We start from the raw sequence: 10,998 nt of genomic DNA, 5'->3' as shown, positions 1-10,998 counted from the left end.
CGCGGAGATGATCTGCGCGCTGTCGCCCTTGTCCGCGGGGCCTGCCACGTACACGTTCCGCAGGGTGACGGAGCCGACGGCCCCGCTCACCGAGTTGGTCGTGGTGCGGGCGGCGTTGGTGAGTGCGTCCGTCCCGGAGGCGCACCCGCTGAGGGCGGACGCGGCGATGGCTGCCGCGGCGAGAGATGACGTGACGATGGCCCGTCGACGCGCACGGCTGCGGAGACCAACGGTTACGTCGGCCCCGGCCGTGGTGTGCAGCGGACCACTGGTGTCGGTGGCTTCGGCGGGCGACGTCCCCTCGAAGGTGGACATCGCGGAACGAGCACCCAGACGGCGGCTCACGGCTCGGTGGCTCCTCCTGCGCAGGGACCGGCGCGCCTTGCGCGTCGGTGCCGAACGGTCGTGACCGGTCAGGTGGCCGTTGCGGGGATCCGCAGCGGCCGGCGCGCGCCGGTGTGGCCGCGGACACATCCGACCAGCGGAAAGTCCATGGCACACCGGAAGCGCACCCGTGCCACCCGCGAGACCCAGGCCGGGCCGCGGGTGCGGGGCTAACACTAGCCACCTCGGCCCGCTATGTGCGGCCCCAGCGTGTTGGGCGCACTTCACGGACCGATCGGACGGCGTACGGCGGGCCCGAACGGCCCGTGCCGGACCGGCGTAGGCCCGGACCGGCCGACGCCGAGCGGTGTGAGCCGTCGGGAACCCGCGGCTGTGGCCCGGACAACCGCTGTCCAGCGGCTGTCCGCCCGGCCCGCGGGTGGAGCTGACCAGCCCGCGGGCTGACCTGGCCGGCGGGTGGAACTGGCGGAAGGGCTGCCGGCCGTGGGGGGTGGGCGATCGAGAGCATTTCGTTTCCGGCCCGTCCGGTGCAAGCCGATGCGGACATCGTGGTCGGGCGGCCGCATGATCTGGCTCGCTTCGCCGGGCCAAGGTGGGACGTCGGACGGGGGTGCTCAGGCGGGCCTGGCACTCGCGGGGGGTGCCGGCCGGCCCCCGCCGGTCCGTCTGGAAAAGGCCGCAATGCCTGGGGATTGAGGGTCCTCGGCCACCCCGTGGCGAGTGTCGCCGGGAGTCCGCGATCAACGCTGTCGTCGCGGCGTGTGTGGTCCGTCGTGTACCCCGCCGGCCGGTGCCGGAGAGTGCTGGGAGGCCGCGGCCGCGGGGCCGGACCTTCGTGCCCTGCTGGGCCGGTGCGACGCCGACCGGGCGGTCCGTGACGCTTCCCGGGCGAACGCGGTGGACGGAGCCCGCGGAGCGGGCGGGCCGGGCGATCCATGGCCGACACGCCCGGCGGCGTGGGCGGCTCGCGCGGGGCCGACGGCGGGTCGAGCGCGACCGTTCGGCAGCCGGCGGTAGTGTCACGACGCCCTTGATACCAACAACCGGACAACTTCCGCCGCATCACCATCTGTTTCGCTCGGCCGGACACCTCGGTCGCTTGATAGGCCCCGACCTGCGGGGATCCGGTCGGCCTGCGCGCCGGCCCGGTCGCGTGCTGTACCTGTCCGTCTCGGAGGGTGGCCGGAACACGACGATCGCGCTGTTCCCCGCCCTCGCCTGCAGCGCGCGTCTGACCTGCGGCGATGCGTGCGTGTTACGCTGGTAGAGGCGGAAGGGGCACGTGACACATGGCGTTCCAAGTCGGCGAGACCGTTGTTTACCCGCATCATGGTGCTGCTCTGATTGATGCGATTGAAACGCGCGTCATCAAAGGTGAAGAGAAACTTTATCTCGTCCTGAAGGTTGCCCAGGGCGACCTCACTGTCCGTGTTCCAGCCGACAATGTCGGCATGGTCGGCGTGCGTGACGTCGTCGGTCAGGACGGCTTGGAGCGTGTGTTCGAGGTGCTGCGCGCCCCACACACCGAGGAGCCGACCAACTGGTCGCGGCGCTACAAGGCGAACCTGGAGAAGCTTGCCTCCGGTGACGTCAACAAGGTCGCCGAGGTTGTCCGTGACCTCTGGCGGCGTGATCGCGAGCGTGGTCTTTCCGCGGGTGAGAAGCGCATGTTGAGCAAGGCTCGACAGATTCTTGTCAGCGAACTGGCGCTCGCCGAGGGCACCAATGAAGACAAGGCCGAGGCCATGCTCGACGAGGTTCTCGCCGGTTGATACCGGCCACCTCCGGCATGTGTGGTCGGTGACACCCGAGCGGTATTGCGCACCGTTCGATGTCAGCGCAAGGCTTGATGTTTCCGACCGAATCCTGGATGCGGCGGATATCCATACCTGTGGGAGTGCCCCCGAAAGGGGGCCTCTCACCCGCCCGGGACCGCCGGGCGGCGATATATCCATGGCGCCGCGGAGGCCTTAGTTGGTGAACTCTCGGGTTGGGGCGGTCGTGCCGGCAGCGGGCCGGGGCGAGCGCCTCGGTGGTGGCACGCCCAAGGCGCTGCGGCCGCTTGCTGGTCGCCCGATGCTGCTACGAGCAGTCGAGACACTGCTGTCGTCCACGCTCGTCTCCCAGGTCGTCGTCGCGGCGCCGCCCACCCTCGTTGACGTGGTGGGGCAGCTCCTCGGCTCCGGGGTGCGGGTCGTGCCAGGCGGCGCGGAGCGGGTGGACTCCGTCCGGGTCGCGCTGGACGCGCTGGACGACGACATCGGCGTCGTGCTCGTTCACGACGCGGCGCGCCCGCTGACCCCGGCCAAGCTGGTGGACGCGGTCGCGACGACGGTCCTCGACGGTCATCCCGCTGTGATCCCCGTGTTGCCGGTGGCGGACACGATCAAGGAGATCGACGCGGACGGCCGAGTCGTGCGCACCCCGCGCCGGGACGGCCTGCGTGCGGTGCAGACCCCACAGGGCTTCCGGCGGGACATCCTCCGGGCCGCCTACGCGAACCGGGACCTCCCTGTCACGGACGACGCGGGTCTGGTCGAAGCTCTGGGTGTGCCGGTGACGACGATTCCCGGCGCCGAGGAGGCGTTCAAGGTGACCCGGCCGGCTGATCTGGTTCTGGCGGAGGCGCTGCTGGCGCACTCCCTGCCCCGCGACGGGCACCGGTGACCGCGCCGGCACTGCCCCGGGTGGGTACGGGCGTGGACGTCCACCCCTTCGAACAGGGCCGCGACTGCTGGGTCGCCTGTCTGCTCTGGCCCGGTGAGACGGGTCTCGCCGGGCATTCCGACGGCGACGTGGCCGCGCACGCGGCGTGTGACGCGCTGCTCAGCGCGTCGGGCATCGGGGATCTCGGCGCGGTCTTCGGGACCGGTCGTCCCGAATGGTCCGGCGCGTCCGGCGCGGTGCTGCTCGGCGAGACGGCGCGACTGCTCGCCGAGGGCGGCTGGCAGATCGGCAACGTTGCCGTCCAGGTGGTCGGCAACCGGCCCCGGATGGCTGCGCGGCGCCTCGAGGCGCAGGAGGCCATGTCGGCCGCCCTGGGCGCACCGGTGAACCTCTCTGCGACGACGACAGACGGCCTGGGCCTGACCGGTCGGGGTGAAGGGCTGGCCGCGATCGCCACGGCGCTGGTCGCCCGGCTCTGACGGTCCCGGGTGGCCGACGCTCCCGGGGTGGCTGATTCCGCCGGCGTCCGGTTCCGGCCGTTTCCGGGGGCCAGCTCACCGTGGGCATCCGTTTTGTCGCATACTCGGGCATGCCTGACCGGCATCAGACGTAGGTTGGTGTCAGCGGGATGAGAGGGTGTGCCCGGTGAGCGACTCCCGGAGGAGTGTGATGGCGGCGCGTCTTCCCGAGGCGGTCAGGGCTCTCGCGGATGCTCCGACGTACGTGACGTTGGCGACCATCCGGCCGGACGGGTCGCCTCGTCTGACCGTGCTCTGGATCGCCCGCGATGGCGACGACCTGCTGCTCTCGACGGTGCGCGGCCGGGCGAAGGAACGCGACATCGCCCGGGACCCGCGGGTCGGGTTGATGTTCCTCGACCAGCAGGACCCGTACAGCTACGTGGAGATCCGTGGTGTCGCGACGCTTTCCGAGCAGGGCGGCAAGGAGCTCATCGATCTGCTGTCGGTCAAGTACAACGGATCTCCGTATGGCTGGGATGGGCCGGATGAGGTCAGGCTGGTGATCCGCGTCGCCGCGGAGCGCGTTCTCACCACCGGCTGAGCCCGGGCGGGGCACGGCCGGGTGCGGGATGGGTGGCGCCGCAGCCGTTTCGAGGGCCTCCCTTCGGCGTGGCGATGGCTGAGGCCGTTACCCTTGACAGATGGGTCTTCGCCTCTATGACACGCGCACCCGGCGCGTGCGGCCGTTCGTGCCGCTGCGCCCCGGTCATGTGGGCGTGTACGTGTGTGGGCCCACTGTCCAGTCACCGCCGCATGTGGGCCACATCCGCACCGGGCTGGCCTTCGACCTGCTGCGCCGCTGGCTGACGCAGAGCGGGCTGTCCGTGACCTTCGTCCAGAACGTCACCGACATCGACGACAAGATCATCATCAACGCCGATCAGGCGGGGACGACGGTCTGGGAGCTCGCGACCCGTCAGACCAGAGCCTTCGACGAGGCGTACCGGGCGGTGGGCGTGCTGCCACCGACGATCTCTCCGCTCGCGACCGGGCACATCCCGGAGATGCTGGAGATGATCTCCGTGCTGGTGGAGCGCGGGTTCGCCTACCCCGGCGCCGGGTCGGTGTGGTTCCGAGTCGGCGCGTTCGCGGACTACGGCGCACTGTCGCACCAGCGCCCCGCCTCGATGCATCCATCCCCGGAGGCCGAACCGGGCAAGGCCGACCCGCGCGACTTCGCGCTGTGGAAGGCCGTCAAGCCCGGGGAGCCGTCCTGGTCCTCGCCGTGGGGCCCGGGGCGCCCTGGCTGGCACCTGGAGTGCTCTGCGATGGCGGGCAAGTACCTCGGTGGGGTCTTCGACATCCACGGTGGCGGGCTGGACCTGGTCTTCCCGCATCACGAGAACGAGCGGGCCCAGACGGTGTGCGCGGCCGGTGGGCCGGCCGGCGGCGAGATGGCCAACTACTGGATGCACATCGGCCTGCTCACCACCGGCGGGACGAAGATGTCCAAGTCGTTGGGCAACTCCTTCTTCGTGACGGACGCGCTCGCCGCGGTTCGCCCGCAGGTGCTGCGCTATCACCTGCTCTCCGCGCACTACCGCTCGTCGCTGGAGTACAGCCCGCAGACGCTCGACGAGTCCGGCGCGGCGCACGACCGGGTCGAGACCTTCGTACGCAACGCTCTGGACATCCTGGGCGGCCCGGCGGAGGCCGCGGCGCTGGCAGGCACCGAGGCGGGCCTGGCGGGGTCAGTGGGTCCCGGCACTGTGGCCGGTGCCGCGGCGGAGGGCGACCTCACACCGGAGCTGGTCTGGTCGGAGTTCGCCGCGGCGATGGACGACGATCTCGCCATCGGCCGGGCGCTGGCCGCACTTTTCGGGGCGGTCAGCCGAGGCAACCAGGTGCTCTCGAAGGCCCACAGCCGGGAGCTGGCCGGCTGGGTCGAGGTGACCCGTCGGATGCTCACCGTCCTGGGCCTGGACCCGGTGGAGCAGTGGCCCACGGCCGGCGCCGAGCTGCGCCCGGCGCTCGACAGTGTCATGGGCATCCTGCTCGATCTGCGCTCGTCGGCCAGGGCTCGGCGGGACTACACGGAGGCGGACTCCATCCGCTCCCGCCTCGCCGCGTCCGGCGTCGTCATCGAGGACACCCCGGAAGGCCAGCGCTGGCACCTCGCCTGAGGCAGCAGGCACCGGCCTCACTGGAAACAACGCAGCTCACTGAAAACGACGAAGCGCACTGAAACGACGAACCGGCACCCGGACGGATCCTGGTGCCGGTTCGTCGTTTCGGGCACAGATCACTGTGCCCGAACATGCACCGCGCTCACTGTGCCCGAACGGTGATCCTCGTCCACGCGCCCACGTAGACACGGTCGCCGTCGCGCAGCGGAATCGCGCGACCGGGCTCGATCGGGTCAGGCTCGTCGTTGAGACGCGTCCCGTTGGTCGAGCCGGGGTCCCGTACCGCGTAGGTGCCGTCAGGCATCCGCTCCAGGGTCGCGTGCGCGCGGGAGATGCCGGGGTCCTCGGGCGCGCCCGAGAGGTCGATCTCCGGGTTGATCCCCCGTGACTCGCTGCGTCGGCCGATCAGCATCTGCTGCTCGGTCAGCGGGAAGACCCTCCGCGGGTAGAACTGGGGGAACGGCACGCGGTGGTCATCGCCGCTGTCGTAGTACTCGCGCTCGGCCTCGATGACGGCTTCCCAGGCACCGCTCGGCGGAGCGTCGTCCCAGTCGTGCCCGCGGCTGCCGGGACGCCGGTCGTCCGCCAGGCGTGGGTCGCCCATCCGGTCGTCGCGGTGCTGCTCGCCGAACCGTGGGTCGGGCATCCGCGGGTCGGTGCCGTGGCGGCCCTCCGCGCCGCGCCGCGACCCGGCCTGCCGGGACGTGGCACCCGCGTCGTCGAGCCCCGACGGGCCGGCCTGCCCGGGCAGCTGACCGGTGCTGAAGTCGAGCCCGCAGGTCTCGCAGAAGCGCGCGGCCGGGTCATTGAGCGAACGGCAGTTCGGGCAGGGCGCGTAGCGGTCCGCGGCTCGGTTCCGGCCACCTGGGCCGCCCGGAACCGGTGTGGCGCCACCGCCCGGCCCGCCCAGCGGATCCGCGTCGTAGCCGCCTCCGGGCCCGCCGAACGAGCCGTCGCGGTAGCCCCGCCGGCCGTCGGTGTCCGGTGCCGGCCGACCCGGGTCACCCGCGCCGTACCCGCCCCGGGCCTCGGGGCCGCCGTAGCCGCCGCGGCTCTCCTGCGCGCCGTAGCCGCGGTCGTCGCGCCCACGGGCGAACGCGGGCTCGGGCTCACCACGGCCAACCGCGTAGCCGCGCTCCTCGCGCCCGTAGCCGGGCGGCGTGCGGTCGTCACGGCCGCCGAAACCGCCCTGGTCTTCACGGCCGCCGAAGCCGCCCTGGTCTTCACGGCCGCCGAAGCCGCCCTGGTCTTCACGGCCGCCGAAGCCGGCGCCGCGGTCGTCGCGCTGGTACGGATCGTGCCGTTCCTCGCGTGGCCGCTCGCCGCGGCCGTCGGGCCGAGCGCGGTCGTCGGGCGCGTTCCCGTACCCGTCACGGGCGTACGGATCCGCCGGATAGCCCCGTGCGGACCGTGGCTCCTCGGCGTAGCCCTCACGGCCGTAACCGCCGTACGGGTCGCCGCCGCGGCCCTGGCCGCGCGGCGGATCCGCGACGCCGGCCGCGTCGCTCGGGGTACGACGGATTCCGAGCGGGTCGTAGCCCGCCTGGGCTCCGCCATTGGCCTGGGGGCCTGAGGGGTCCCGTTCCGGTGCCCGCCGTGCATACGGATCCGCGGAACGCCCGGCAGGCGCGCCGGCCGGATAGGCGGCCCCGCGGCCACCTTCCTCCTGACGGAAACCATAACGATCCTGACCACCCACGATCCGAAGCCCGCACTGATCGCAGTAGTCGGGATCGTGGGACAGGTGCCCCTCCGGGCAGCGTGCGCTCACCTGATCACCTGTTCACCCGGACAGTCCTGGCCGACATCGACGAGTCGCGGACCATCTCGTCCATCTTCTCGACGTATTTCTTCAGACGAACCGTACCTGTTGTTGGAATGTCGATGTGAACCACCTCCCGTAGGAGGCAACGGGTTGCATCGTTGCCCCGGGCGAGCGCACGCCGAAACACACGCCCACCTGCTGGTCTGGCAGCGGTGTCGCTCCGGTCGGTGACCGGCGGCCCCGACGCGGGCAGCATTGTCAACCCGTCACCCTGGCCGCGACCACGGTGATGTTGTCGTGGCCACCCTGGTCGATCGCGAAGTCGATGAGGTGGCGCGCGACGTCCAGCGCGGCGGCGTCGGGATCGAGATGGTTCACCAGCGAGGCGAGGACGTCCGGGCGGGACGAGTAGTTCCACAGGCCGTCGCTGCAGACGATCACTGTGGCCGGGGTCTCGATCGGGAAGGCGGCGGTGTGCGGGGTCACATCCTCGGCATCGCCACCCAGCCAGCGCGTCAGGGTGTGCGCGCGCCGGTGGGTCTCCGCCTCCGAGGCGGGGATCAGCCCGGCCCGCGCGGCCTCGGCCGCCCAGGTGTCGTCCGCGGTGAGCCGCTCACACCAGCGGGGCCCCAGGAGGTAGACGCGGCTGTCGCCGACCCACCCGACGGTGACCATCCCCGGGCCGTCCGCCGACGGCTGGGTGATGATCGCGGCGGCGAAGGTGCAGGACGGGGCCATCCGGCCCTCGGCCGCACTGAGCTGGGCGATGGTGGCCTGGGCGGCCTCCACCGCGGTGTGCAGGGCGGCGTCGGCCTCGTCCGGGCCGAAGCCGCCGGAGATCCGCCGTGGCGCGGTTCGCGGCTCGTCGAACTCGGAGTACTCCTCCAGCACGTCGAGAACCTCGCTCGCGGCGCTTTTCGACGGTTCCTTGTAGGGGACCGCCTCGCCGGGCCCGTGGGCGCGCACAGCGTCCGCGAGGATGGCCGTGGCGGTGGCCGCCGCGGCCGCCGAGGCCTCGCCGGAGCCGGGAGTCGTCGAGACGCCGTCGCACACGACGGCGATCAGCGTGCCGTGGACGATGGCGACGCCCATCGCGTCCTCGTTCGTCGTGTGCCGGACCCCCCGGTCGCAGACGCCGGCCAGCGGCCCCAGGTCGATCTCGCGGTGGTCCTCGTCGCCGCCGCTGACCGGCGCTCCGGTGAACGCGAAGCCGCACGCCTCGCAGTACCGTGCGTCGGTGTAGTTGGGCGCGGCACACACCGGGCAGCGCATGATCTCGTCCTCGCCGGACTCGTCGCTCGGGGTGCCGTGCTGCGCCAGGAGCATCGTCGCGGCGTCGGAGTCCGCCGGGTAGCCGTCCTCGGTGAATCCGCCGCCGGAGAACGCGGGGCCGGGGTAGGCCCCGGCCGGATAGGACGACGACTCATACGTGTGCTCGGAGTACTCCCCGTGATACTCGCTGTCACGATAGGTGCCGGGTTCCTGCGTGTAGCCAGCGCCCGGATACGCATCGCCCGGGTAGCTGTTCTCCGGGTACGAGTTCTCCGGGTAGCCGCCGCCCTCCCCGTAGGAGTTCTCGGAATAGTGTGCGGCCCTGAAACGGCCGGCTGAGTAGCCTTCCGTTGCCGGATCGTCCGGGTGGAACTCCGCCGAGCCATAGCCCTCGGCGTAACCCTCGGTGGGCGCCTCGTCGACGTGATAGCCGCCGGCGCGGCCGGCCTCCTCCGGATACCCGTCACCAGGATGGTGGCTGCCCGGACGAGCCGGAGGGTAGCCGTGCCCGGGGTAGCTGTGCCCGCTACGGGGGTTGAGGTCCACTGTCAGGCCACCGGCCGCTGCAGCGGCCCGCCAGTGACAGCGAGTCTGGGCGGTGTGCGCGGAGCCGTGTGGCGCGGAGCCATGTGGTTAGTGCCTCCTGCCCGTCCTTTGGGGACCGGATATATCACGTCGACCTGCTCAAATCCAAGGACGCCGAGATGAATAGTGGCATGATCCGTCAGATGCGTCGACGCCGGTGATCGCGGTGCCCGTCTGGGTGTCAACGTCCGGCCGTCCTGGGTGGATTGCGGGGAGTCCTGTCCGCAGTACGCCCGCCATCCGTGTGTGCTCCGCAAGCGCCGCCACCTCCTGGGCCTTTTCGCTGGCGGCAGGGCTCTTCGGGGCCCTCGGCCGGGCCCGCCGGGTGCGCCGGCGCCCAGCTGGCGCCGGCACCTGCCGCGACCTCGCCGAGCGCCGAGGCCATGTGCGCGGCACCGGTGAACCGGCTCCCCGGGTCGGCGGCGGTGGCACGAAGGAGGAACCGGTGCAGCGGTGCGTGCCGAGCCAGCACCTGGTCGACCTCCTGCGTCGGAAGGGTGTATCGATATGTTGACGTTCGGTGCGGAAAATCGAGTGCCGCGGTGGCCAACAGCCTGCCGAGAGCGTAGAGGTCGGAGCCCACCGACGGGGGGCTCACGGCGAGCTCGGGGGCGTCGAATCCCGCCGTCACGTGGAACGCGCCGAGGTGGCGGCCGGCCGGGCGCAGCGACTGGAGGTCGACGAGCGTGATCTCCTCGCCGTTCCAGACCACGTTGCCCGGCGCCAGGTCACAGAAGAGATAGCCACGCTCGTGGACGTACCGCAGCGCGGACAGCAGGCGCAGCGCCCCGGCGATCGCAGCCGGCACGGGCAGCGGCGCACTCGCGCCGCCACCGGCCTCCCGCCGGGAGCGGAGCAGCTGCGACAGCGACGGGCCGGCCACGAACCCCATCACCGCGAAAACCGTGCCGCCGTGGCAGACCTCGCCCAGCATCGGGACGATCGCCGGATGCCGCAGCGGCGGGTCTGGCGGCAGGCGCCGTGGCACGCGGCAGGCTCCGTGCCGGCCATCCGGGCGTGACTGCGCCCGCCGAAGGCTCTTCAGCACCACCTGCCGCCCCGCACGGCGGGTGTCGCCGGTGACGCCGGTGTGGCTGGTTCCTCCGGCGGCGTCGCCGGCACACTCGCCGGCCTCACCCAGGTCGACGGCCAGAAACACCCAGCCAGCCGGCCCGGGGCCGCCCGCGGCGAGGCAGTCGACGACGCGGTAGCCGCCGACGACGTCCCCGGCCTGCAGCGGCGGTGAGAAGGAATAAGGCGTCCGACATCGTGGGCAGAACCCGCTGGCCCTCGACCGCGGCCCGAGGCTCGCCCGGCCTGCGACGCGACCGACGGGGCCGGCGCACACCGGGCAGCGCGCGCCAGCCGCGCCGCGCACCGGGGCTGGGCCGGGGCCCGCCGAGGAGAAGCCGCCCACCTGCCCTCCAGACACGTGCCCGCCCATCCCAATGAGGATAGGTAGCAAGTCGCGGATTCGCGGAGCCTCTCGGTGAACTCGCGGGGTCCACCTGTGCATCGAGGGATCCGGGACCACTCGATCGGGCCGGCCGTGCCGCGCAACCGGTGTCGCCGACGTCCGACAGCCGTCCGACAGCCGTCCGACAGCCGACATCTTTGCCGACGTCCATGTCGATGTCGACGCGGGCGTCGCCGCGTGCGGCGCTGGTCGATGCGGGAATTGGTGATGGTGTCCGCCGCGTGGCGTGACACGGCCGGG

General features: G+C 72.0%; 9 protein-coding genes and 1 pseudogene. 5 read left to right on the top strand and 5 right to left on the bottom strand.

Going from position 1 to position 10,998, the window contains the following annotated elements:
* Positions 1-345 (bottom strand): annotated as a pseudogene (locus tag FREUN1FDRAFT_RS35645) (hypothetical protein); the annotation flags it as partial.
* Between the two features lie 1,289 nt (positions 346-1,634).
* Here FREUN1FDRAFT_RS35645 and FREUN1FDRAFT_RS35640 point away from each other — a divergent pair.
* The 5 genes from FREUN1FDRAFT_RS35640 to cysS all read left to right on the top strand — a co-directional run bounded on the left by FREUN1FDRAFT_RS35640 (position 1,635) and on the right by cysS (position 5,656).
* Positions 1,635-2,117 (top strand): CarD family transcriptional regulator, encoded by a 483-nt coding sequence (locus tag FREUN1FDRAFT_RS35640; protein ID WP_006545253.1) that lies wholly within the window; start codon positions 1,635-1,637, stop codon positions 2,115-2,117.
* A 205-nt stretch (positions 2,118-2,322) separates the two neighbouring features.
* The gene (gene ispD / locus FREUN1FDRAFT_RS35635) at positions 2,323-3,012 is read left to right on the top strand and encodes a 2-C-methyl-D-erythritol 4-phosphate cytidylyltransferase (RefSeq protein WP_006545252.1); all 690 of its coding nucleotides are present in this window, start codon (positions 2,323-2,325) and stop codon (positions 3,010-3,012) included.
* Entirely contained in the window at positions 3,009-3,491 is a 483-nt protein-coding gene (gene ispF / locus FREUN1FDRAFT_RS35630) for a 2-C-methyl-D-erythritol 2,4-cyclodiphosphate synthase (RefSeq protein ID WP_006545251.1), read from the top strand. Before ispD ends, ispF begins: the two co-directional genes overlap by 4 nt.
* Positions 3,492-3,681: 190 nt before the next feature.
* Positions 3,682-4,074: a PPOX class F420-dependent oxidoreductase gene (locus FREUN1FDRAFT_RS35625; protein WP_006545250.1), complete on the top strand. Its 393-nt coding sequence runs from the start codon at positions 3,682-3,684 to the stop codon at positions 4,072-4,074.
* 100 nt (positions 4,075-4,174) lie between these two features.
* On the top strand, positions 4,175-5,656 hold the full coding sequence (gene cysS / locus FREUN1FDRAFT_RS35620) for a cysteine--tRNA ligase (RefSeq protein ID WP_006545249.1): 1,482 nt from the start codon (positions 4,175-4,177) through the stop codon (positions 5,654-5,656).
* A 145-nt stretch (positions 5,657-5,801) separates the two neighbouring features.
* Here cysS and FREUN1FDRAFT_RS35615 read toward each other — a convergent pair whose 3' ends face one another.
* The 4 genes from FREUN1FDRAFT_RS35615 to FREUN1FDRAFT_RS35605 form a co-directional block, all read right to left on the bottom strand.
* Complete coding sequence (locus FREUN1FDRAFT_RS35615) at positions 5,802-7,430, bottom strand: FHA domain-containing protein (RefSeq protein WP_006545248.1); 1,629 nt, start codon at positions 7,428-7,430, stop codon at positions 5,802-5,804.
* A 4-nt stretch (positions 7,431-7,434) separates the two neighbouring features.
* The gene (locus FREUN1FDRAFT_RS45585; RefSeq protein WP_198144565.1) at positions 7,435-7,680 is read right to left on the bottom strand and encodes a hypothetical protein; all 246 of its coding nucleotides are present in this window, start codon (positions 7,678-7,680) and stop codon (positions 7,435-7,437) included.
* A gap of 2 nt (positions 7,681-7,682) precedes the next feature.
* Positions 7,683-9,242, bottom strand: coding sequence for a PP2C family serine/threonine-protein phosphatase (locus tag FREUN1FDRAFT_RS35610; RefSeq protein ID WP_006545246.1), 1,560 nt, complete (start codon positions 9,240-9,242; stop codon positions 7,683-7,685).
* A 220-nt stretch (positions 9,243-9,462) separates the two neighbouring features.
* Positions 9,463-10,713: a serine/threonine protein kinase gene (locus tag FREUN1FDRAFT_RS35605; protein WP_232295569.1), complete on the bottom strand. Its 1,251-nt coding sequence runs from the start codon at positions 10,711-10,713 to the stop codon at positions 9,463-9,465.
* Positions 10,714-10,998 lie beyond the last annotated feature (285 nt).

Origin of the sequence: Parafrankia sp. EUN1f, assembly GCF_000177675.1 — a bacterium.
In the GTDB taxonomy this organism is placed as follows: Bacteria; Actinomycetota; Actinomycetes; order Frankiales; family Frankiaceae; genus Parafrankia.
The sequence above is the reverse complement of the archived record's forward strand: the minus strand, read 5'-3'. Positions and strand labels throughout refer to the sequence as shown.

What these genes read in the sequence shown, in the direction of transcription:
- FREUN1FDRAFT_RS35640 (WP_006545253.1), top strand. Translation starts at nt 1,635, where the DNA reads ATGGCGTTCCAAGTCGGCGAGACCGTTGTTTACCCGCATCATGGTGCT.
- FREUN1FDRAFT_RS35625 (WP_006545250.1), top strand. Translation starts at nt 3,682, where the DNA reads ATGGCGGCGCGTCTTCCCGAGGCGGTCAGGGCTCTCGCGGATGCTCCG.
- cysS (WP_006545249.1), top strand. Translation starts at nt 4,175, where the DNA reads ATGGGTCTTCGCCTCTATGACACGCGCACCCGGCGCGTGCGGCCGTTC.
- FREUN1FDRAFT_RS45585 (WP_198144565.1), bottom strand. Translation starts at nt 7,680, where the DNA reads ATGCTGCCCGCGTCGGGGCCGCCGGTCACCGACCGGAGCGACACCGCT.